General features: G+C 75.2%; 20 protein-coding genes and 1 tRNA gene. 14 read left to right on the top strand and 7 right to left on the bottom strand.

Annotated features, from left to right (window positions below; all coding sequences use genetic code 11):
* The first annotated feature begins 68 nt into the window (after positions 1–68).
* Together sepX and AC4OR8_RS00100 are read left to right on the top strand one after the other, a co-directional pair.
* Entirely contained in the window at positions 69–1,100 is a 1,032-nt protein-coding gene (gene sepX / locus AC4OR8_RS00105; protein ID WP_492163536.1) for a divisome protein SepX/GlpR, read from the top strand.
* Between the two features lie 119 nt (positions 1,101–1,219).
* A tRNA-Ala gene (locus AC4OR8_RS00100) sits at positions 1,220–1,292 on the top strand.
* 51 nt (positions 1,293–1,343) lie between these two features.
* Here AC4OR8_RS00100 and AC4OR8_RS00095 read toward each other — a convergent pair.
* Complete coding sequence (locus tag AC4OR8_RS00095; protein WP_492163535.1) at positions 1,344–1,637, bottom strand: YiaA/YiaB family inner membrane protein; 294 nt, start codon at positions 1,635–1,637, stop codon at positions 1,344–1,346.
* 630 nt (positions 1,638–2,267) lie between these two features.
* On the opposite strand from AC4OR8_RS00095, the gene AC4OR8_RS00090 reads away from it, so the two are divergent.
* Positions 2,268–4,394, top strand: a complete 2,127-nt coding sequence (locus tag AC4OR8_RS00090) for a DEAD/DEAH box helicase (RefSeq protein WP_492163534.1) — start codon at positions 2,268–2,270, stop codon at positions 4,392–4,394.
* A 40-nt stretch (positions 4,395–4,434) separates the two neighbouring features.
* Here AC4OR8_RS00090 and AC4OR8_RS00085 read toward each other — a convergent pair whose 3' ends face one another.
* Positions 4,435–5,538: a hypothetical protein gene (locus AC4OR8_RS00085; protein WP_492163533.1), complete on the bottom strand. Its 1,104-nt coding sequence runs from the start codon at positions 5,536–5,538 to the stop codon at positions 4,435–4,437.
* Between the two features lie 249 nt (positions 5,539–5,787).
* Here AC4OR8_RS00085 and AC4OR8_RS00080 point away from each other — a divergent pair, with 249 nt between their 5' ends.
* Entirely contained in the window at positions 5,788–6,606 is an 819-nt protein-coding gene (locus AC4OR8_RS00080) for an alpha/beta hydrolase family protein (protein WP_492163532.1), read from the top strand.
* A 9-nt stretch (positions 6,607–6,615) separates the two neighbouring features.
* Here the strand turns inward: AC4OR8_RS00080 and AC4OR8_RS00075 are convergent, their stop codons facing one another.
* Entirely contained in the window at positions 6,616–7,050 is a 435-nt protein-coding gene (locus AC4OR8_RS00075; RefSeq protein WP_492163531.1) for a pyridoxamine 5'-phosphate oxidase family protein, read from the bottom strand.
* Positions 7,051–7,145: 95 nt separating this feature from the next.
* The gene (locus tag AC4OR8_RS00070) at positions 7,146–8,876 is read right to left on the bottom strand and encodes a dolichyl-phosphate-mannose--protein mannosyltransferase (protein ID WP_492163530.1); all 1,731 of its coding nucleotides are present in this window, start codon (positions 8,874–8,876) and stop codon (positions 7,146–7,148) included.
* Between the two features lie 174 nt (positions 8,877–9,050).
* Here AC4OR8_RS00070 and rsmI point away from each other — a divergent pair, with 174 nt between their 5' ends.
* The 7 genes from rsmI (at position 9,051) to AC4OR8_RS00035 (ending at position 16,979) form a co-directional block, all read left to right on the top strand.
* Positions 9,051–9,875 (top strand): 16S rRNA (cytidine(1402)-2'-O)-methyltransferase, encoded by an 825-nt coding sequence (rsmI, locus tag AC4OR8_RS00065; protein WP_492164452.1) that lies wholly within the window; start codon positions 9,051–9,053, stop codon positions 9,873–9,875.
* A complete protein-coding gene (locus AC4OR8_RS00060; RefSeq protein ID WP_492163529.1) occupies positions 9,872–10,741 on the top strand; it encodes an alpha/beta fold hydrolase in 870 nt (289 codons plus the stop codon). The genes rsmI and AC4OR8_RS00060 overlap by 4 nt, the downstream gene beginning before the upstream one ends.
* Positions 10,738–11,724 carry a TatD family hydrolase gene (locus tag AC4OR8_RS00055; protein WP_492163528.1) on the top strand — a complete coding sequence of 329 codons (987 nt, stop codon included), beginning with the start codon at positions 10,738–10,740 and terminating at the stop codon, positions 11,722–11,724. Before AC4OR8_RS00060 ends, AC4OR8_RS00055 begins: the two co-directional genes overlap by 4 nt.
* 387 nt (positions 11,725–12,111) lie before the next feature.
* Positions 12,112–13,278, top strand: coding sequence for a resuscitation-promoting factor (locus tag AC4OR8_RS00050; protein WP_492163527.1), 1,167 nt, complete (start codon positions 12,112–12,114; stop codon positions 13,276–13,278).
* Between the two features lie 71 nt (positions 13,279–13,349).
* Positions 13,350–14,234 carry a 16S rRNA (adenine(1518)-N(6)/adenine(1519)-N(6))-dimethyltransferase RsmA gene (gene rsmA / locus AC4OR8_RS00045; protein ID WP_492163526.1) on the top strand — a complete coding sequence of 295 codons (885 nt, stop codon included), beginning with the start codon at positions 13,350–13,352 and terminating at the stop codon, positions 14,232–14,234.
* On the top strand, positions 14,231–15,202 hold the full coding sequence (locus AC4OR8_RS00040) for a 4-(cytidine 5'-diphospho)-2-C-methyl-D-erythritol kinase (RefSeq protein WP_492163525.1): 972 nt from the start codon (positions 14,231–14,233) through the stop codon (positions 15,200–15,202). The genes rsmA and AC4OR8_RS00040 overlap by 4 nt, the downstream gene beginning before the upstream one ends.
* A gap of 1 nt (position 15,203) precedes the next feature.
* Positions 15,204–16,979, top strand: a complete 1,776-nt coding sequence (locus tag AC4OR8_RS00035) for an ABC-F family ATP-binding cassette domain-containing protein (RefSeq protein ID WP_492163524.1) — start codon at positions 15,204–15,206, stop codon at positions 16,977–16,979.
* A gap of 17 nt (positions 16,980–16,996) precedes the next feature.
* Here AC4OR8_RS00035 and AC4OR8_RS00030 read toward each other — a convergent pair whose 3' ends face one another.
* Positions 16,997–17,482, bottom strand: coding sequence for a MarR family winged helix-turn-helix transcriptional regulator (locus AC4OR8_RS00030; protein WP_492163523.1), 486 nt, complete (start codon positions 17,480–17,482; stop codon positions 16,997–16,999).
* A gap of 109 nt (positions 17,483–17,591) precedes the next feature.
* Here AC4OR8_RS00030 and AC4OR8_RS00025 point away from each other — a divergent pair, with 109 nt between their 5' ends.
* The 3 genes from AC4OR8_RS00025 (at position 17,592) to AC4OR8_RS00015 (ending at position 19,502) form a co-directional block, all read left to right on the top strand.
* Positions 17,592–18,380, top strand: a complete 789-nt coding sequence (locus AC4OR8_RS00025) for a methyltransferase domain-containing protein (RefSeq protein WP_492163522.1) — start codon at positions 17,592–17,594, stop codon at positions 18,378–18,380.
* Positions 18,377–18,769 carry a VOC family protein gene (locus tag AC4OR8_RS00020; protein WP_492163521.1) on the top strand — a complete coding sequence of 131 codons (393 nt, stop codon included), beginning with the start codon at positions 18,377–18,379 and terminating at the stop codon, positions 18,767–18,769. Before AC4OR8_RS00025 ends, AC4OR8_RS00020 begins: the two co-directional genes overlap by 4 nt.
* A 256-nt stretch (positions 18,770–19,025) precedes the next feature.
* The gene (locus AC4OR8_RS00015) at positions 19,026–19,502 is read left to right on the top strand and encodes a hotdog fold domain-containing protein (protein WP_492163520.1); all 477 of its coding nucleotides are present in this window, start codon (positions 19,026–19,028) and stop codon (positions 19,500–19,502) included.
* A gap of 12 nt (positions 19,503–19,514) precedes the next feature.
* Here the strand turns inward: AC4OR8_RS00015 and AC4OR8_RS00010 are convergent, their stop codons facing one another.
* Together AC4OR8_RS00010 and AC4OR8_RS00005 are read right to left on the bottom strand one after the other, a co-directional pair.
* On the bottom strand, positions 19,515–20,381 hold the full coding sequence (locus tag AC4OR8_RS00010; protein ID WP_492163519.1) for an amino acid ABC transporter permease: 867 nt from the start codon (positions 20,379–20,381) through the stop codon (positions 19,515–19,517).
* Positions 20,378–21,028 carry an amino acid ABC transporter permease gene (locus AC4OR8_RS00005; protein WP_492163518.1) on the bottom strand — a complete coding sequence of 217 codons (651 nt, stop codon included), beginning with the start codon at positions 21,026–21,028 and terminating at the stop codon, positions 20,378–20,380. Before AC4OR8_RS00005 ends, AC4OR8_RS00010 begins: the two co-directional genes overlap by 4 nt.
* Positions 21,029–21,167: the final 139 nt, after the last annotated feature.

The raw sequence follows: 21,167 nt of genomic DNA, 5'->3' as shown, positions 1-21,167 counted from the left end.
CCGACACGACGCCCGACACACGGGGGCACGTCCGCGGGGCCCCGCGTCGGCGAACCTAGTCTGCGGGGGTGGACCTCAGCGCACTGATCTTCCTGGCTCTCGCCGTCGCGTGGGCCGTCTACCTGGTCCCCAAGGCCCTGCGGCACCACGACGAGGTGCACCGCAACCGCTCGGTCGAGAAGTTCTCCCAGAGCATGCGGGTCCTCGCACGTCGGGAGCCGGTCTCCCGCCGCGAGGCGCGACTGGTCGTGCAGCCCGGTCGTGCGCCGTCGGGCCCCGTCGTGGCCACCAAGGGCGGGGCCGCCGCCGGCCCCGCGGGTGACCTCGCCGCGGAGCTGTCCGGGGCCAGTCCGGTGGGTGCCGGTCCGGTGGGTGCCGACCAGGTCGTCGCCGACCCCGGCCCGCGCGCCGTGACCGGGTCGGGCTCGACCGCGGTCGCCCCGCCGCCCGCCGCCCGCCGCGAGGCGGCCAACCGCGCCGCGCGACGTCGTCGCCGCGTGCTCGCCGTCCTCCTGCTCGCCGCGGTCGTCGTGGGCGTGCTCGCCGCCACCTCGGTGGTGTCGTGGTGGGCCCTGCTCGCCCCGGCCGGCCTGCTCGTCGCCTGGCTGGTGGCCTGCCGGCTGATGGTGCGCAGCGAGCGTGGCCTGGGCCGCCCGTCGCTGCGCCGCCCGAGCACGGCCGGCGCCGACGGAAGCACTGCCGCCCAGACCGTCCCGGGCACGACGGCCGTCTTCGTCTCCGAGGTCGCCCTCGACGTCGCCCTGGCCGCCGGCCCCACCGAGGCCGACCCCGACACCCGCCCGCAGGGCCACGAGCTGCCGGTCGAGGTGACCGAGGAGGTCAGCGCGGTCGTCCCCGCCGAGCCCGAGGTCGCGGTCGACCCGACGCTCTGGGACCCCGTGCCGGTGACGCTCCCGACGTACGTCTCGAAGCCGGCCGCGGCCCGCCGCACCGTGCGCACCATCGACCTCGACGCCACCGGCGTGTGGAGCTCGGGCCGCTCGGAGTCCGACTCCGCCCTGGCCCGCGAGGCCGAGCAGCAGGAGCGCGACGCGAAGGGCGCCCGCGACGCCGACGGCTCGCGACGCACCGGCTCCTGACCACCCCTCGCCGGTTCCGGCCCCGTCCCGGCGTCCACGGCCCTGGAGTTCGTGAGCCGCGGCTTCGGTGCTAACGTTCCGGTCTGCATCGGACGCCGCCGCGGTGGCGTCCTTGCGTTGGGGCTGTGGCGCAGTTGGTAGCGCGTCTCGTTCGCAATGAGAAGGCCAGGGGTTCGAATCCCCTCAGCTCCACCGACGCAGGAGGCCCCTCACCCGGTTCGGGTGAGGGGCCTCTGTCGTCGGTCAGGAGACGGCGCGGAACGGGTCGTGCTCGGCGAGGATCTTGTCGACGCGGGCCTGGTCGAGGCGGTGGGTGACCGCGGCGTTCTCCTGGTTGTCGCGGATGACCTTGGCCAGGGTGAACGACGACGACACCAGGAAGAGCGTGGTCATCGCGAGGAACGCACGCACCCACGGGTCGACCGGCAGGTAGAGCACGGCGATGACCAGGCCGCCGAGGGCCAGGCCGAACGACAGGGCCGCCTGCAGGAAGAAGGCCGGGGTGTTGCGGGTGGTGGCGGGGTTCGACGCGGTCATGGTGTCCTCCTGGTCGGGCCGGGTGTCCCCGGCGGGCTCGTGCCCAGCCTGGCGCCGTCGGGCCCCCGGCGCCTGAGTGCGCGTGCTCAACCTGGCTCGGCGGCGTGCTCACCCGGCCCCGGGTCTGTGACTGGGTGGCGGGGCGGACGTCATGCGGATCGTGGGGTCGCCTCCACGGTTCGTATGACGCAAGGGCCCGCCCCGGGGTGGAGGCTGGTGGCGGGGTCGGACGTCATACGTCGCGTGGAGTCGCATCCACGGTTCGGATGACGCAAGCCCCGGCCCGAGGATGCCGACGCGGCGGGGGAGTCGTGGCGCGGGTGGGGTGTGTGGCTACCATGGAAGCGGCCACCCACCCCGGTGCGTCGGCGCCCGTGCCGGGTGCCCTGCGCGGGAGGTCGGTCAGGCGGTCACCACCCGGTGGCCGCGGCCCCGTGCCGAGACCCGCAGCAGCCGGGTCGACTCGGCGCTGCGTCCCCTCGCGGTCGCAGGGGGCCGAGACACGCGATGGACACGCGACGCAGCGGCCCACCCGGCCCGCCGCGTCCGAGCCGGTCGCCGTCGCTGCGTTCGGGCGCAGGGGCCGCACCGGCCGGGTCGTGCACGCCGGGCGCTCCGGAGGAGGAGTACGTGGCTCGACGAGACCAGCGCCGTGGTGGTGGGTCCCGCACCGCGACACGTCAGCGACGTGCGCGCGACCTCGACAACGAGGGCATCATCCCGGTGCTCGCGCGCGCCGTGCGCGAGGTGGAGAACGGCGTCGCCCGCGGCTCCGAGGCCTCGTCGCTGCGCACCAAGTTCCAGGTCGTCGCGATCCTGGTGCGCGAGGAGCGCTCCCGGGTCAAGGCCGACGAGAGCGTCACCGAGGCCGAGCGCACCGAGCAGCTCAAGCGCCTCGACGGCGTCGCCACCATCCTGGCCAAGTCCGCGGCCCGCGACACCACGCTGCTGGTGCTGCTCGCCGAGGACGCCAGGCTGTCGGAGTCGGCGGCGCTGCTGAAGCGCGAGATGCTCGAGGCCGCCGGCATCGAGGCCGTCGTGCGCGCCGACCCCGAGGAGTCGACGGCGGTGGCCGCGCTCACCGAGCGCCGCGTCGTCCCGCAGTCGGTGGTCTCGCGCAAGCTGGCCAACCCGTTCCTGGTCCCCGACTTCGCCAACGCCGAGCCCACCGAGCCGCGCCCGCGCCGTCTGGCCGGCTGGGAGCTGATCGGCCCGCTGCTGCGCTCCTTCGAGTACGCCGGCGGTCACTCCGCCTGCATGCCGCTGCCGGAGCCGCAGTCGCTGCGCGCCCCGGGCCGCCTGGAGCTGATGCACCACCAGGCGCAGGTCGTGCAGGCCGCCGCCGAGGGCCACCGCACGTTCCTGCTGGCCGACGAGCCCGGGCTCGGCAAGACCGCGCAGGCCCTGCTGGCCGCGCAGGCCGCCGGCGCGTTCCCGCTGCTGGTCGTCGTCCCGAACGTGGTGAAGACCAACTGGGCCCGCGAGGCCGAGCGGTGGACCCCGAACCACCCGGTGACCGTGGTGCACGGCAACGGCGCCGACGTCGACGGCTTCGCCGACATCGTCGTGGTCAACTACGAGATCCTCGACCGCCACGTCGGCTGGCTGGGCGACCTCGGCTTCCGCGGGATGGTCGTCGACGAGGCCCACTTCATCAAGAACAAGACCTCGCAGCGCTCCCAGCACGTGCTGCAGCTGTCTGAGCGCATCCGCACGCTGGTGGCCCGTCCGCTGCTGATGGCGCTCACCGGCACGCCGCTGATCAACGACATCGAGGACTTCCGCGCCATCTGGCAGTTCCTCGGCTGGACCGACGACAAGACGCCCCGGGCGCGGCTGATGGAGAAGCTGGAGGAGACCGGGTTGACCCCGGCCGAGCCGGCGTTCTACCCCGCCGCGCGCACCGCGGTGGTCGACATGGGCATCGTGCGCCGGCGCAAGATCGACGTCGCCGCCGACATCCCGGCCCGCCGCATCGCCGACCTGCCCGTCGAGCTGGACGACGAGATCGGCCGCTCCATCCGCGAGGCCGAGCGCGAGCTGGCCCGCCGGATGGTCGACCGCTACGACACCGCGCTGACCACCCGCACCTCCGGCCGCACCGTGCGGGGGATCGACCACGAGCTCGTGCGTCGCGTCGCCACGTGGGAGCGCGAGGACACCACGACGCAGAAGACCGACGAGAACGTCTTCTCGATGATGCGCCGCATCGGGCAGGCCAAGTCGGGCCTGGCCGCCGACTACGCCGCCCAGCTCGCGCGCAGCGTCGGGAAGGTCGTCTTCTTCGCCAAGCACCTCGACGTCATGGACGTCGCGGAGGAGACCTTCGCCAAGCGCGGCATCCGCTACGCCTCGATCCGCGGCGACCAGACCCCGCGCACCCGGCAGAAGAACATCGACGCCTTCGTCGAGGACCCCGAGGTGCAGGTGGTGGTCTGCTCGCTGATGGCCGCGGGCGTGGGCCTCAACCTGCAGGTGGCCTCCAACCTGGTGCTGGCCGAGCTGTCGTGGACCGACGCCGAGCAGACCCAGGCCATCGACCGCATCCACCGCATCGGGCAGGACCAGCCGGTCACGGCGTGGCGCATCATCGCCGCGCAGACCATCGACACGAAGGTCGCCGAGCTGATCGACTCCAAGGCCGGCCTGGCCGCCCGGGCGCTCGACGGCTCCGACGAGGAGGTCTCGTCGTCGGTCGACGTGCAGCTCGAGGCACTGGTCGCGCTGCTCACCGAGGCGCTGGAGGCGCGCGGCTGACCCGCTGCCCACGCTGACCCGGAGCCGGCCCGGCGCCGGGTCAGCGCGGGACGCCGGCGGGCTGCCCGTCGGGGAACAGCAGGGTGGGCCGGTCGGGCAGCTGCACCTCGGCGCCCACGGGGTCGCAGCGACCGCTGCGCACCTCGCACGACACCACCACGGTGCGCCCGGTGGGGCCCTCCGGCGAGCCCTGGGCGCTGGCGGCGCCGTAGAAGGTGTCGCGGTCGAGCCACCCGCCCACGCTGAACCAGCGCTCCCCGGGGTCGAACGACGTGGCCCGTCCGCTGCGGCTGTCGTGCACCTGCCGCCGGTCGCTGGTGGCGGCGTCGAGCAGCAGGTCCCCCGCGGGGGAGAGCAGCGCGGTGCGCGGGGCGGGCTCGGCGTCCCGGGGCAGGCGCAGCCGGTCGCGCGCGGTGACGGCGGCGTCCACGACCGCGCCGCCGGGTCCTGCGACCCGCGCTGCGGCGTCGACCTCCTCGACCTCGCCGGTGCCGTCGAGGCGCACCCGCACCGTCGAGCCGCGCCACGGGTCGTAGGCGTAGGCGTGGGCGACGTCGAAGCCGAGGAACGCCGGGGGCCGCGCGGCCTGGCGCTCGGCGACCTCGCCGTCCGCCGGGTCGTCGGGGCCGGCGGGGTCGGCACGCACGACCTGGCGCCCGGTGGTCACGTCGAGCACGACCGGAACGGCCACGGGGGTGCCGGCGTCGTCGGTGGGGCCGCCGGAGGCGTCGAGGAGCCCGAGGTGACGCCCGTCGGGGGAGAGCGCCAGCCGGCCGTCGGTGGCGCCGACCTCGGCCACCTCCACGGCCTCGGCGGTGCCGGCGGTGAACCACAGCCGCTCGCGGGCGAGGTAGTACAGGCCGGAGGTCGTCACCACGAACGCCTCCGGGGCGGGGCGGGCGGTGACCTCGACGTCGCCGACGTGCACCGAGGTGCCGATCGCCCAGGCCGGCGCGGCGGCGTCGTACGCCGGGCTGCCGACGGGCAGCGAGAGCTCGACCGCGCCGGACGTCGCGGGGCCGCCGGCCTCGCCGCAGGCGGTCAGCGCGGCGGGTGCGGCGAGCACGGCGACCAGCAGCACGGCGCGCAGCGGCCCGCCCCTGCGGCGGCGCCCCCCGGTGGTGCGCCCTCGTCGCGACCCCACCGCACCCACCGCCGTCCGTCTGGTCGACCGGGGGCGCCGAGCCGCTCCCACGTCGTCGGCCCTGTCTACCCGGTGGGCCGTGGCCGGGGCCGGGTCGTCCCAGCCCGCAGCCATCACGATCCGGTCTCGATCCCCGGCGGCCCGCGGAGGCGGCCGCGGAGGTGACCCGGGGGGCCTGCCGGCGGGGCACGGTGACCAGTTCCGCGAACGATGTGCCAGCAGCCGCGTGCTGTGCCGATAATCGTCCCCATGTCCTCGTCGCGACCCACCTCGCCGGTGCTCGGCTCCCGCCGCTCCGGCGTGCCGAAGCGGGTCGGTCAGCTGCTCGTCGCCGGTGTCCTGGCGCTGGGCCTGGTGCTGGCCACCACGGGCGCCAGCGGCGAGCACCCCGGGGAGCAGGTCGAGCAGCTGCTCGCCGGCCAGCCCGCCCGGGTCAACCTGCCGCCGACCAGCGAGCCGAAGGGCGTCGCGGTCTTCTTCCACGGCCAGGGCGGCAACGTCAACGACAAGATGGACGGGCCCTGGCTCGACGCGCTGCGCCGCGACGGCTGGGTCGTGGCGTCGTCGCTGTTCCACCGCGAGTCGTGGGGCAACCCCGACTCCACCGCCGACACCGAGCGGCTGATGGAGTGGGCCTCCGAGCAGGGCGGCGCCCCGGTCAAGCTGTTCGTCGGCACCTCGATGGGCGCCACCACCTCCCTCAACGCGATGCTCCACGGCAAGGGCGGCCCCCGCTGCTGGTACGGCGTCAAGGCGGCCGTCGACATGGGCACGATGTCGAACGTGCCGGGCGCGAACGGCTTCATCCGCACGGCGTACGCCGGCCCGCCCCCGGTCGACCGCAACCCCGTCGACAACGCCTCGCGGCTGCCCGACGACGTCCGCTACCGCTTCGTGGCCTCGCCCAGCGACCCCTACGTGCCGTTCGCCAGCAACACCACCGCGCTGGCCGACGCGCTGCGCGACCGCGGCGTCGACGTGTCGGTGCGCGGCGTGCAGGGTCCGCACGACGACCCGTCGCACTACAGCGCCTTCGACCTCGTGCGGTTCGCCAACACCTGCGTGTAGCGCCGCCGGTCAGCCGGCGGCGGGCTCGCGCAGCAGGCCGGGGCCGAACACGAACCGGTCGACCTCGAGGCGCAGGGCCACCCGGGTGGGGTTCTCCCGCGGCTGGCGGTAGCGCGCGGCGTACCGCTCAACGGCGCGCGCCACGTCGGCGGGGTCGTCGTGCACCTGCGCGGTGCCCTCGAGGGTGGCCCAGCGGGCGCCGTCCACCTGGCACGCCGCCACCCTGCGGTCACCGGGCTCGGCGAGGAGGTTGCGCGCCTTGCGGCTGGTGGGGGAGGTGATCACCCAGGCGCAGCGGCGCTCGACGTCGAGAGCGACCCCGACCGGCACGACGTGGGGCCGGCCGTCGGGACGCAGGGTGGTCAGCGTGCACAGGTGGCGCTCGGTCCAGAAGTCGAGCAGCGGGGCCGGGAGCGTGTCCCAGCCCGGGACGACGCTGCTCATCGGGCCGCCGTGGTGGCGCGGGAGGTCATGGCCCCGAGCCTAGGCACCGCCGCCGAGGACCCGCCCGCCGAGGGCGCCGAGCGCACCGGCCCGGCCTAGATCCAGCGGTCGAACCACACCCGCTGCAGCCACGCGTCGTGGGTGAGCAGCCCGTTGGTGAACACCGGCCAGAACCAGGCGTAGTTGAGCATCGCCAGCACCACGAACGCCCCCGCGACCACGACGCCGACGGTGCGCCGGGTCGTCGGCGCCCGCGACGTGCCGATCAGCGCACCGATGGCCAGCGTCAGCGACAGCACGACGAACGGCAGCATCATCACGGCGTAGAAGGAGAAGATCGGGCGGTCGTCGTAGAGCAGCCACGGCAGCCAGGTGGCGGCCGCACCGACCACGACCAGCCCGTGACGCCAGTCGCGCGCCCCCAGCCACACCACCACCGAGAACAGCAGCGCCACCAGGCCGCCCCACCAGATCACCGGGGTGCCGATCAGCAGCACCTGGCGCAGGCAGTCGCTGCCCTCGGGCGCCGTGCACCCGCGGGTGCCGGGCTCGATACCGGTGTCGGCGGCGACCCCGACGGGGCGGTTGAGCAGGGGCCAGCCCGACGGCTTGGAGGCGTAGGTGTGCTCGGAGCAGTTCAGGAAGCTGGTGTGGAAGGTGTAGACGTCCTGGTGGTAGTACCAGAGCGAGCGCAGCGACTGCACCAGCTCGCCCGGGCCGCTCGCGTCGGGCTCGGTGGCCGTGGGCCAGCGCGCGTCGGTGTCGGGGTCGTCGGAGACGTACGACTCGCCCTCGCAGTGGCCCTGGCCGGCGTACTGGGTGTACTGCGTCGACGACAGGGCGTCCTCGTAGCGGTCGGCGTGGGCCAGCCAGCCGCCCCAGCTGGCGGTGTAGACCAGGCCGGCCACCGCGACCAGCTGGACGAACGCCGCGACGCCGTCGGTGAGCGCCGAGCGCAGCACCGGCAGGCGCACGCCGAACGAGCGCCGGGCGCCGGCGCTCCACGCCCAGACCAGCAGCCCGAGCGCGGCCAGCAGGTAGAGCGCGGTCCACTTGGTGCCGACCGCCAGGCCCGCGCAGACGCCGCCGAGCAGCAGCCACGGCCGCAGCAGCAGCCCGCGCACCGGACCCCACGAGCGGGGGTCGGTCACCGGGACGTCGAGCCGGCGGGCCAGCCGGGTGCGGTGCTGGTCGCGGTCGTTGACCACGCAGGCCACCGCGCACAGCGCGAAGAAGGCCAGGAAGATGTCGAGCAGCGCCAGCCGGGACAGCACGAAGTGCAGCCCGTCGAGCATCAGCAGGAGGCCCGCGACCAGGCCGAGGAGGGTGGAGCCGGTGACCCGGCGGGCCAGGCGGCACATCACCAGCACCATCAGCGCGCCCACCACCGCGGCGGAGATGCGCCACCCGAAGGGGGTCATCCCGAACGCCTTCTCGCCCAGCGCGATCAGCCACTTGCCGACCTCGGGGTGCACGATCATCGACGGGTCGTCCTGCCAGAGCCCGCGGGTCGTGCCGGCGAGGATCTCGCCGTCGGCGCCCTCCACGTAGTCGCGGACGTAGCCGTGGTGGGCCAGCGACCAGGCGTCCTTGGCGTAGTAGGTCTCGTCGAACTCGAACTCCGCCGGCGAGCCCAGCCGCCACACCCGCAGGAACAGCGCGAGCAGGGTCAGCCCGACCGCCGCCGACCACCCGACGAACGGGTCCTCGGCCCGCAGCCGGCCGCGTGCGCGCGCCCAGGCGCTCGGCGCCGCAGGGGCGGGCGACGCCCCGGAGGCGCCGGGCGGGCCCGGCAGCGGCCCGGGTGGCGCCTGCGTGGTCGTCACGGGGCTGGACTCTACGTCGCGGCGCCCCACCGGCCTCCCGCGTCGAGCCCTCCGCGACCCCGGTCGGGGCGCCCGGGCTGACATGATCGGCGCATGCCCGACCCCGACCCCGCCGCCGCCCCCCGCCCCGCGGCCGACGGCCCCGCGGGCCGCGACGCCCCCGACGGCCCCGGTGTGCTGGTCCTGGCCGGCACCCCGATCGGCCGGGTGGGCGACGCCTCGCCCCGCCTCGCCGCCGAGCTCGCGGGCGCCGACGTGGTGGCCGCCGAGGACACCCGCCGGCTGCGGCGCCTGACGACCGACCTCGAGGTGACGCTGCGCGGGCGCGTGGTGTCGTACTTCGAGGGCAACGAGACCGCCCGCACGCCCCAGCTGCTGGAGGCGCTGCTCGCGGGCGAGCGGGTGCTGCTGGTGACCGACGCCGGCATGCCCAGCGTCTCCGACCCCGGCTACCGCCTGGTCGCGGCGGCGGTGGAGGCCGGCGTGCTGGTCACCGCCGTGCCCGGACCCAGCGCGGTGCTCACCGCCCTCGCGGTCAGCGGGCTGCCGGTCGACCGGTTCTGCTTCGAGGGGTTCCTGCCGCGCAAGGCCGGCGAGCGCGCCCGCCGGCTGGCGGGGCTCGGCACCGAGGAGCGCACGATGGTGTTCTTCGAGGCGCCCCACCGCACGGCGGCGGCGCTGGCCGCGATGGCGCAGGCCTGGGGCGACGACCGGGCCGCCGCGGTGTGCCGCGAGCTGACCAAGACCCACGAGGAGGTGCGCCGCGGACCGCTCGGCGAGCTCGTCGAGTGGGCCGGCGAGGGCGTGCGCGGCGAGGTCACCATCGTGGTGTCGGGGGCGGCTGCGACGATGGCGCTCGACAACGACCCCGAGAGCCTGCGCGCCGCCGTCGCGGACCGCGAGGCCGCCGGGACCAGCCGCAAGGAGGCGATCGTGGAGGTGGCCCGCATAGCCGGAGTGCCCAAGCGCGAGGTGTACGACCTGGTGCACAAGCCGTGAGCGGGCGGCTGACGCAGCTCACCCGCGACGGGCTCGTGCTCGACGTGGTCGACGAGGGCCCCCTCGACGGCGACCCCGTCGTGCTGCTCCACGGGTTCCCCGAGCGCGCCACCAGCTGGCGCCACGTCGCGCCGCTGCTGCACGCCCAGGGCCTGCGCACCTACGCCCTCGACCAGCGCGGCTACTCCCCGGGCGCGCGTCCCTCGGGGCGCCGCGCCTACCGCGTCGGTGAGCTGTCGGACGACGTCGCCGCGCTGGTCGAGCAGCTGGTCGGCGAGCCCGGCCGCGGCGGAGTGCGCGGCCAGGAGAGCAAGGTGCACGTCGTGGGCCACGACTGGGGCGCCGTCGTCGCCTGGCACCTCGCCACCACCCGCCCCGACCTCGTGCGCTCCCTCACCGCGTTCTCGGTGCCCCACCCCGCGGCGTTCGTCAGCGCGCTGCTCGGCTCGCGCCAGGGCCTGCGCAGCTGGTACGTCGGAGCCTTCCAGGTGCCGGGCGGTGCCGAGCTGCTCGCCCGGCGCGGGGTGTTCGCGCGGCTGCTGCGCGACGGCGGCATGACCGACGACGACGTCGCGCGCTTCCAGCGGGAGATCGTCGACGCGGGCGCCCTGCCCGGCGGCCTGGCGTGGTACCGCGCGCTGCCCTTCACCGACCGCGCCGCGGCCCGCCGCGACGTGACCGTGCCGACCACGATGGTGTGGAGCGACGGCGACTCGTTCGTCGACCGGCGCGCGGCCGAGCGGTGCGGGCGCCACGTCGACGCGCCCTACCGGCTCGTCGTGCTGCCCGGCGTCACCCACTGGATCCCCACGCAGGCCCCCGAGCAGGCCGCCGCCGCCGTGCTGGCCCGCGTCGCGGCGTCGTGAGCCCGAGCTCGCCGCCGGGGGAGCAGCCCGCCCGGCCCGACGGGCCCACCCGCGCCCGGTCGGCCACCGACGAGCGCGGCAGCCGGCGCAACCGGGAGCGGCCGCCGGCGCCCGAGCCGCTGCCGCACCCCGTGGTCGACAACCACTGCCACCTCGACATCGCCGACGCCGTGGCGACGGCCGACGCCGCCCAGGACGCCGCCCAGGACGCCGCCCAGGAGCCGACAGGGGCGGGCTGGTTCGGGGTGGAGGACGCGCTGGCGGCGTCCACGGCGGTGGGGGTGCCCCGCATCGTGCAGATCGGCTGCGACCTGCCCGGTGCCCGCTGGGCGGTGCAGGCCGCCGCGGCGTACGCCCCGATCGTGGCCGGGGTGGCGCTGCACCCCAACGAGGCGCCACGCCTGGCCGCGGAGGGCCGCCTCGACGAGGCGATGGCGGAGATCGAGCGGCTGGCCGGCGCCCACGACAAGGTCCGCGCGGTCGGGGAGACCGGCCTCGACCACTTCCGCACCGGCGAGGACGGGCGGGCCGCGCAGGTGGAGTCGTTCCGTCGTCACGTCGACCTCGCCAAGCGCCTCGACAAGACCCTGGTCATCCACGACCGCGACGCCCACGACGAGGTGCTGCGCGTGCTCGACGAGGAGGGCGTGCCCGAGCGCTGGGTGGTGCACTGCTTCTCGGGAGACGCGGCGTTCGCCCGGGCCTGCCTCGACCGCGGCGCCTACCTGTCCTTCGCCGGCACCGTCACCTTCTCCAACGCCGCCCCGCTGCGCGAGGCCCTCGTGGTGGTGCCGCGCGACCGGCTGCTGGTGGAGACCGACGCCCCCTTCCTGACCCCCGTGCCGTGGCGCGGGCGCCCCAACGCCAGCTACCTGGTGCCGCACACCGTGCGGGCGATGGCGCAGGTGCGCGGCGACGACCTCGGCGAGCTGTGCGCCATCATCGACGCCACCACCGAGGAGGCCTTCGGCGGAGCCTGGTGAGCCGCGGCGGCGCTCGGCCGGCACCCGTGGCCGCGATTTTGCCGTGCACGGGGCGACCGTCGGCGCGTCGCGGCGTCTGCGCAGGTCAGGGCGACTGAGAGGGCTCCTCAACGGGCCCCCTCAGTGCTGAGAGCCTGCTCACGTCGGCCCCGGGATGTGGACGGAGGTTTGCGCCGGGCGGGGCTCGGCTGTTCAGGTGGGGGACTGAAAGCCGGGATCGGGACGATCCGGCCGGACCCACGCGACGTCGCCCGCGACGTCGTCCGCGCGGCCTGCGCCCTCACCGGGGAGGGCGTCCGTGCGGGCGGGTCGGGCTCCCCGAGGACCGGACAGCACGACGTTCGGAGCAGTGTGCCTTCCCAGACTCGACGCAGCCTCGCCCACCGGGTGGGCGCTCGCCTCGCCGGAGCCAGCCGCAGCCGCGCCCTCATGGTCGGTCTCGTCGCCCTCGTGGTCCTGGCCGTCGGGGGCACCACCCTCGGCTACGCCTCGATGAGCAAGTCCGTCACCGTCTCCCTCGACGGCCAGCCGCGCGAGGTCACCTCGCGCGCGGGCACCGTGGGGGAGGTGCTGGCCGCCGAGGGCATCGAGGTCGGCGAGCACGACGAGGTCGTGCCCGAGCTCGGCGACGACGTCGAGGACGGCAGCGCGATCAGCGTCCGCTACGGCCGGCCCCTCGAGGTCGAGGTCGACGGCGTGCAGCAGACCTACTGGGTGACCGCCACCGACGTGGCCGGCGCGCTCGACCAGATCGGTCGCGGGTTCACCGACGCCGACCTCTCGCTCAGCCGCGGTGGAAGCATCGACCGCAGCGGTGCCTCGCTCACCGTGGTGACGCCCAAGCGGCTCACGCTGGCGCTGGCCGGCAAGAAGCCCGTCGAGCGTCAGCTCACCGCCCTCACCGTGGGCGACGCGCTCGCCGAGATCGGTGTGAAGGTGCACGACCGCGACCAGGTGCGCCCCGGCCTCGGCCGCGAGGTCACCGACGGCGACCGCATCGTGTTCACCGACGTGCGCCGCGTCGAGCGCACCGTGAAGGGCCAGGCCATCGGCTTCGGCACCGTCGAGCGTGACGACTCCTCGCTCTTCGTCGGCGAGACCGCCGTGGCCCAGGAGGGTCGCACCGGTCGCCGCACCGTGACCTACGCCGTCGTGCTGCGCAACGGCGCCGAGGTGAGCCGCAAGGAGCTGCGCGCCACGATCACGCTGAACCCGCTCGACCGCGTCGTGCAGGTCGGCACCAAGGCCCGCCCCGAGCCGGAGCCGGAGCCCGAGCCGGCGCCCGCCCCGGCCGCCGACTTCTCCGGCGGCAGCACCGTCTGGGACTCCCTCGCGCAGTGCGAGTCGGGTGGCAACTGGGCCATCAACACCGGCAACGGCTACTACGGCGGCCTGCAGTTCAGCCTCGGCACGTGGCAGGCCTACGGCGGCCCCGGCCTGCCGAGCGAGGCCTCCCGCGAGACCCAGATCGCGATCGCGACCAAGCTGCGCGACGCCTCCGGCGGCTACGGCGCCTGGCCGGGCTGCGCGGCCTCGCTGGGCCTGCCCACCTGAGCACCGCCGCCCCCCGGTCGACCCCGGCCGGTGGGCCGGGCGGCTCCGTGCCGCCCACTACGCTGGTCAGCATGTCTGACACCACCGCCGGCCCCGCAGTCCCGCGACTGCTCGGGCCGGCGGAGGTGCGTCTGCTCGCGGCCGAGCTCGACCTGCGACCCACCAAGCAGCGCGGGCAGAACTTCGTCATCGATGCCAACACCGTGCGCCGCATCGTCCGGGCCGCGCAGGTCGGGCCCGCCGACACCGTGCTGGAGGTCGGCCCCGGGCTGGGCTCCCTGACGCTGGCGCTGCTCGAGGTGGCGGGCCGGGTCGTGGCCGTGGAGGTCGACGAGGCCCTGGCCACCCGCCTGCCCCGGACCATCGCGACGTACGCCCCGGCGCAGGCCGCGCGCTGCGAGGTCGTGCTCGCCGACGCGATGCGGGTGACCGCGCTGCCCGGCCCCGCCCCCACCGCGCTGGTGGCCAACCTGCCCTACAACGTGTCGGTGCCGGTGCTGCTGCACCTGCTGGCCCTGCTGCCCAGCCTCGAGCGCGGGCTGGTGATGGTGCAGGCCGAGGTGGCCGACCGGCTCGCCGCCGGCCCCGGCTCCAAGGTGTACGGCGTGCCGTCGGTGAAGGCGTCCTGGTACGCCGACGTGCGCCGCGCGGGCGCCGTGGGCCGCAACGTGTTCTGGCCCGCGCCCAACGTCGACTCGGGGCTGGTGGCCTGGACCCGGCGCGAGCCGCCGGTGACCCCGGTGAGCCGCGAGCAGGTCTTCGCGGTCGTCGACGCCGCGTTCGCGCAGCGGCGCAAGGCCCTGCGCGGGGTGCTGCGCGGGCTGGCCGGCTCGGCGGAGGCCGCCACCGCCGCCCTGGAGGCGGCCGGCGTCGACCCGATGGCGCGCGGCGAGCAGCTCGGCGTCGACGAGTTCGTGCGGGTCACCGAGGCGCTGCACGGGGTGGGCGTCGCATGAGCGTCACCGTGCGGGCGCCGGCGAAGGTCAACCTCCACCTCGGCGTCGGGTCCTTGGCCGACGACGGCTTCCACCCCCTGGCCACCGTCTACCAGGCCATCGGGCTCTACGACGACGTCACGGTGAGCGAGGCCGACACCTGGTCGGTGACGGTGCAGGCCGAGCGCCACGTCGCCGTGGGCGACGTGCCCGGCGACGACGACAACATCGCCGTGCGCGCGGGCCGCGCGCTGCTGGCCCACCACGGCCTGCGGCGGGCGGCGCGCATCGACATCCACAAGGGCATCCCGGTGGCCGGCGGCATGGCGGGCGGGTCGGCCGACGCCGCCGCCACGCTGGTGGCCCTCGACCGGCTCTGGGACCTGCAGACCTCCGACGACGACCTGCTCGCCCTCGCCGCGCGCCTGGGCAGCGACGTGCCGTTCGCGCTGCTCGGGGGCACCGCCCTCGGCCTGGGCCACGGCGAGCGGGTGAGCCCGCTGGCCGACCGCGGGTCCTGGTGGTGGGTGGCGGTGGTCAGCGGTCGCGGGCTGTCCACACCGGCGGTCTACCGGCGCTTCGACGAGCGGCTGGCCGCCCGGGTCCCCGAGGGTGCGGCGCTGCCCGACCCGGTGGTGCCCGCCGCACTGGTGGCCGCGCTCGAGCAGGGCGACCCGGTCCGCCTGGCCGAGGCACTGGCCAACGACCTGCAGGATCCCGCGCTCGACCTGCGCCCCGACCTCGCCGGGGTGTTCGCCGCCGGCGCGGAGGCCGGCGCGCTGGGCTCGCTGCTGTCGGGCTCCGGCCCCACGGTGCTGATGCTGTGCGACGACAGGCAGCACGCCCAGGAGGTGACCGCCCGGCTGGCCACCCACCTCGAGGAGCACCCCGACGACGCCCCCGACGGGTCCCCGGGCACCGGCGGTCGCGCCGCCGTGCTGACGGCCCCCGGTCCGGTCTCGGGCGCCCACGTGGTCGAATACGCCTGACATGGCCAACCTCCTGAACCTCGAGCGCGTCTCGAAGTCCTACGGCGTGCGCCCCCTGCTCACCGAGGTCTCCCTCGGCATCAGTGCCGGCGAGCGCATCGGCATCGTGGGCCGCAACGGCGACGGCAAGACCACCCTGCTCGAGGTGATGACCGGCCTCGAGGCGCCCGACACCGGCCGCGTCTCGCGCCAGCGCGGGCTGCTGGTCGGCTACCTCCACCAGGGCGACGAGCTCGACGACACCCACACCGTGCGCGAGGCGGTGCTCACCGGTCGCTCCGACCACGAGTGGGCCGCCGACTCCCGCACCCGCGAGGTCGTGGAGGTGCTGCTGGCCGGGGTCGCCCTCGACCGGCCCGTCCTCGGCCTGTCCGGCGGCGAGCGGCGCCGGTGCTCCCTCGCGGCGCTGCTGCTCGGCGACCACGACCTGGTGGTGCTCGACGAGCCCACCAACCACCTCGACGTCGAGGCCGTGGCGTGGCTGGCGGCCCACCTGCGCCAGCGCTCCTCGGCGATGGTCGTGGTCACCCACGACCGGTGGTTCCTCGACGAGGTCTGCCAGTTCACCTGGGAGGTCCACGACGGCCAGGTCGACGCCTACGAGGGCGGCTACGCCGCGTTCGTGCTCGCCAAGGCGGAGCGCTCCCGCCAGGCCGCGGCCAGCGAGAGCCGCCGCGCCAACCTCGCCCGCAAGGAGCTGGCCTGGCTGCGACGCGGCCCGCCGGCGCGCACGTCGAAGCCGCAGTTCCGCATCGACGCCGCCAACGCACTGATCGAGGACGTGCCGGCCCCGCGCGACCGCCTCGAGCTGCAGCGCTTCGCCACCCAGCGCCTGGGCAAGGACGTGATCGACCTCGAGGACGTCGACCTGGTGCGCGGCGAGCGGCGGCTGCTGCAGCACGCCACCTGGCGCCTGGGCCCCGGCGACCGGGTCGGCATCGTCGGCGTCAACGGCGCCGGCAAGACCTCGGTGCTCTCGCTGCTCTCCGGGGACCTCGCCCCGGCGGGCGGCAAGGTCAAGCACGGGCGCACCGTGGCGCTGCAGCACCTCACCCAGCAGCTCGACGACCTCGACCCCGACGGGCGGGTGCTGCCCACCGTGGAGGCGATCCGTCGCGTCGCGAAGACCCTCGACGGCGCCGAGCTGACCGCCACCTCGATGCTGGAGCGCTTCGGCTTCACCGGTGACAAGCTCACCGCCCGCATCGGCGACCTGTCCGGTGGCGAGGCGCGACGCTTCCAGCTGCTGCGGCTGCTGCTCACCGAGCCCAACGTGCTGCTGCTCGACGAGCCCACCAACGACCTCGACATCGACACCCTCAACGTGCTCGAGGACTTCCTCGACGGCTGGCCCGGCACGCTGGTGGTGGTCTCGCACGACCGGTACTTCCTGGAGCGGGTCACCGACACGGTGTGGGCGCTGCTGGGCGACGGCCAGATCTCGATGCTGCCCCGCGGGGTCGACGAGTACCTGGAGCGGCGCGCCCGCTCCCTCGACGTGCCGATGGCCACCGGCACCCCCGCGTCGGCGTCCGCGCCCTCGGGCGGGGCGAAGGCGGGCAGCGCCGAGGAGCGCACCGCCCGCAAGTCGGTGGCGCGCATCGAGAAGCGGCTGGCGCGCATCAGCGAGCAGGAGGCCACCCTGAACGCCGAGGTGGTGCAGCACGCCCAGGACTACGAGCGCCTGGCCACGCTGTCGGCGTCGCTGCACGCCCTCGCCGCGGAGCGCGAGGAGCTCGAGCTGGAGTGGCTCGAGGCCGCAGAGCTGCTGGAGTAGCCCAGGGGCCGGAGCGGTCAGGAGAAGGGCACGAGCAGGGTGCGCAGCAAGCGCGCCAGCTGCTCGCGCTCGCGGGTGGGCAGGTCGGCGAGCAGCTCGTGCTCGGCGGCGAGCAGCGCGGAGAAGGCGGTGTCGACCGCCGTGCCGCCCTGGGGCGTCAGCCGCACGATCACCCCGCGCCGGTCGGCGGGGTCGGGATAGCGCTCCACCAGGCCGCGCGCGACCAGCCGGTCGACCCGGTTGGTCATCGTGCCGCTGGTCACCAGCGTCTCGCGCAGCAGCCGGCCGGGGGACAGCTCGTACGGCGCCCCGGCGCGACGCAGCGCGGCCAGCACGTCGAACTCCCACGGCTCCACCTCGGCGGCGGTGAACGCGGCCCGGCGGGCGAGGTCGAGGTGGCGGGCGAGCCGCGAGATGCGGCTGAAGACGGCGACGGGTGCGAGGTCGAGGTCGCTGCGCTCGCGCGCCCACGCCTCGATCAGCTCGTCCACCTCGTCCCGCACCCTCCCAGGATAGGGCAGATCGAGAATCTTGATGTCAAGAGGTCGAGCCCCTTGCCGCTGGACGGACCGCAGGACAAACTGTCTTGACGTCAAGACACTTGGAGCCGCGATGACCCACACCTGGGACCCCGAGCACTACCTCACCTACGCCGACCAGCGCGGCCGGCCCTTCGTCGAGCTGCTCGCCCGGGTCGGCGCCGACGCACCGCGGCTGGTCGTCGACCTCGGTGCCGGGCCCGGCACCCTCACCGACCTCCTCGCCCGGCGCTGGCCGCAGGCCCGCGTGGTCGGCGTCGACTCCAGCGCGGAGATGGTCGCGGCGGGCACCGCCCGGGCCACGCCCGGCGTGGAGCACCGGGTGGCCGACCTGCGCGACTGGGTGACCGCCGCCCCGCCCGGCGAGGTCGACGTGCTGCTGAGCAACGCCACGCTCCAGTGGGTGCCCGGACACCTCGACCTGCTGCCGGCGCTGGTCGACACCGTGCGCCCCGGCGGCTGGCTGGCCCTGCAGGTGCCGGGCAACATGGGCGAGCCGAGCCACGAGCTGCGCCGCGAGCTGGCGGGCGAGGCGCCGTACGCCGCGCACCTGCGCGACGTGGCCGCCCCCGCCAGCCACGACGCCGTCACCTACCTCGACGCCCTGGCGGGGGCGGGGTGCGTCGAGGTCGACGCGTGGGAGACCACCTACGTGCACGTGCTCACCGGCGACGACCCGGTCTTCACCTGGATCTCCGCCACCGGCGCGCGCCCGACGCTGCAGGCGCTGCCCGACGCGCTGCGCCCCGACTTCGAGGCCGAGCTGCGCCGCCGCCTCGACCTCGCCTACCCCCGGCGCGCCGACGGCAGCGTGCTGCTGCCGTTCCGCCGGGTCTTCGCGGTGGCCCGGAGGGCGGCGTGAGCGCCCGGCTGCACCACGTGCAGCTGTCCTGTCCGCCCGGGGGCGAGGACGCCGCGCGCCGCTTCTGGGTCGACGGGCTCGGCCTGGTCGAGGTGGACAAGCCGCCGGCGCTGCGCGCCCGCGGTGGGGCGTGGTTCCGCGCCCTGGACGACGCCGGCGCCGTCACCGCCGAGGTGCACGTCGGCGCGGAGGCCGAGACGGTGCCGGCGCGCCGTGCCCACCCGGCCCTGCTGCTCGACGACGACGCCGCGCTGACGGCGGCGGCGCAGCGGCTCGAGGCGCTGGGCCACGAGGTCGACCGGCGTGAGGAGGACACCTTTCCGGGCTACCGGCGGGTGCACGTGCGCGACGCCGCGGGCAACCGGGTGGAGCTGCTGGCGAGCCGGTGACCGGGCGCCTCGGCCGCGCAGGAGCGCCGGCCGAGGGCGACCCCTCGAGCCGAGCGGGGGGAGCACGTCCCGAGGGGCCGTCCACGGCCGGCGCCGCCAGGTGCGGGCGCCGCGACGAGGCGGTGCCACAACGCTAGCACCGGCGGGGCCGGGCGCCACGATCGGCCGCGACCGCATCCGGCCGTGGCGCGGCGTGGAGGGCGTGGGGGAGAGACGCGGGTGGCGCCTCAAGTTACTCCAGAGTAATGTGCGCGCCATGAGTCAGGTCCTCTCCTTGTGGCGCACCACCAGCACCCTGCCGGTCATCGGCCAGGCCGTCGGCACCCGCGTGTTCTCCGTGCTGTTCGGGCAGAAGGCGCCGTACTTCGCCACCATCCGCCCCCGCTTCACGGTGCTCGAGCCCAACCGCGCCGAGCTGGTCATCCCGAAGCGGCGTGCCGTGCACAACCACCTCGGCACCGTGCACGCGATCGCGCTCTGCAACGGCCTCGAGGCGGCGATGGGTGCGCTCGCCGAGGCCACGATCCCCGCCGACAAGCGCTGGATCCCGAAGGGAATGGAGGTGTCCTACACCGCCAAGGCCACCAGCGACATCACCTGCGTCGCCGAGACCGACCCCGAGCAGTGGACCTCCGAGGACCCCGCGCTGCCCGTGCGGGTGCGCGGCGTGCGCGACGACGGCACCGTGGTGATCCAGGGCGTCATCCACCTGCACGTCACCCCCAAGAAGTAGGGGTCCGGCCGGTCAGGTCCCGGCGGCCCCGCCGGCGTTCTGCCCGCCGTCCATGTTCCCGACGCGGGTGAGGTCGAGCGGGCTGTGCTCGCCGACCAGCCGCCGCTGCACGAGCGTGGCCACACCCGAGAGCAGCAGGTTGACCACGATGTAGAGCGCCGCCAGCACGACCGCGGTCTGCAGCTGGTTGCCGAACTCGCCCCAGACGGCGCGGCCGACGGTGGTGAGCCCGGGCGCGAGCACGTAGAAGCCCAGGCTGGTGTCCTTCAGCGCCACCACGCACTGGCTGATGATCGCCGGCAGCATGATCTTGACCGCCTGCGGCAGCAGCACCTGCGTCATCACCTGCGTCTTGCGCATCCCGAGGGCGTACGCCGCCTCGGCCTGGCCCGACGGCAGCGCCAGCACCCCGGCACGGAAGATCTCGGCGAGCACGGCCCCGTTGTAGAGCGCGAGGCCGATGACCACCGACCAGTAGGAGCCGATGCCGTCGCCGGTGCCGTAGGTGAAGAAGATGAAGACGATCAGCAGCAGCAGCGGCACCGCGCGGAAGAACTCCACGACCAGCCAGCAGGGCCAGCGCAGCGCGCGGTGCTCCGACAGCTTGCCCACGCCCAGGAGCACGCCCAGCACGACCGCGAGCAGGATCGCGGTGGCGGCCATCTGCAGGGTCTTCAGCAGCCCGTCGACGAGCAGCACCCGGAGGTAGTCGGGGGTGAGGAACGGCTCCCACAGCTCGTACTCGAGCTCGCCCTGGTCGGCCAGCAGCCAGCCGAACGCCGCCAGCAGCCCGAGCAGCCCCAGCAGGGCGACGACGGTGTAGACGCGGTGGCGTGCGCGGGTGCGCGGGCCCGGGACGTCGAACAGGACGCTGGTCATCGCGCCACCCTCCAGCGACGCTCGAGGCCCCAGGCCCCGGCGGAGATGGCCTCGACGATGACGATGTAGCCGAGGGCGAAGACGAGGAAGATCACGGTGTCGTCGGCGCTGTTGTTGGTGAAGGTCCGCATGCGTGCGGTGGCCTCCAGGATGCCGAAGACCGCCGCGACCGAGGTGTTCTTGGTCAGCGCGATCAGCACGCTGGCCATCGGCGGCACGACCGCACGGAAGGCCTGCGGCAGCACGACGTTGGTCATGTTCTGCCCGAAGGTCAGCCCGATCGCGCGGGCCGCCTCGGCCTGGCCCAGCGGCACCGCGTTGACGCCGGCGCGCAGCGCCTCGGCGACGAACGCCGCGGTGTAGAAGGTGAGGGCGATGACGCCCTTGAGCAGGAACGGGGTGTCGACGAAGAGCCCCATGTTGGGGAACGCCACGAAGACGAACACGAAGACGATCAGCAGCGGGGTGTTGCGCACGACGCTCACGTACGTCGCCGCGGCCTTCCGCAGCACCGCCACCGGCCCGACGCGCATCGCGGCCAGCACCGTGCCGAGGACCAGCGAGGTCAGGCCCGCGATCAGGGTGAGCTGGAGGGTCAGCCAGAAGGCCTGCAGCACCAGGTCGGGCTGGGAGGTGATGTCGTCCACGCGGGTCCTCGGGGTCGGCCGGTCGGCGGGCGGGGTGGCGGCTGGGTCGTGCGGGGTCGTGCGGTCGCGGGGGGGGGGGGGGGCCCCCCCCCCCCCCCCCCCCCCCCCCCCCCCCCCCCCCCCCCCCCCCCCCCCCCCC

This window comes from Nocardioides sp. FY1077, assembly GCF_058681775.1.
This window is presented reverse-complemented; position numbering and strand designations above follow the sequence as displayed.

Coding starts and splice junctions, on each gene's coding strand:
- rsmA (WP_492163526.1), top strand. CDS start 13,350: ATGTCTGACACCACCGCCGGCCCCGCAGTCCCGCGACTGCTCGGGCCG.
- AC4OR8_RS00080 (WP_492163532.1), top strand. CDS start 5,788: ATGTCCTCGTCGCGACCCACCTCGCCGGTGCTCGGCTCCCGCCGCTCC.
- AC4OR8_RS00015 (WP_492163520.1), top strand. CDS start 19,026: ATGAGTCAGGTCCTCTCCTTGTGGCGCACCACCAGCACCCTGCCGGTC.
- AC4OR8_RS00035 (WP_492163524.1), top strand. CDS start 15,204: ATGGCCAACCTCCTGAACCTCGAGCGCGTCTCGAAGTCCTACGGCGTG.
- AC4OR8_RS00040 (WP_492163525.1), top strand. CDS start 14,231: ATGAGCGTCACCGTGCGGGCGCCGGCGAAGGTCAACCTCCACCTCGGC.
- AC4OR8_RS00010 (WP_492163519.1), bottom strand. CDS start 20,381: ATGACCAGCGTCCTGTTCGACGTCCCGGGCCCGCGCACCCGCGCACGC.
- AC4OR8_RS00025 (WP_492163522.1), top strand. CDS start 17,592: ATGACCCACACCTGGGACCCCGAGCACTACCTCACCTACGCCGACCAG.
- AC4OR8_RS00095 (WP_492163535.1), bottom strand. CDS start 1,637: ATGACCGCGTCGAACCCCGCCACCACCCGCAACACCCCGGCCTTCTTC.
- AC4OR8_RS00075 (WP_492163531.1), bottom strand. CDS start 7,050: ATGAGCAGCGTCGTCCCGGGCTGGGACACGCTCCCGGCCCCGCTGCTC.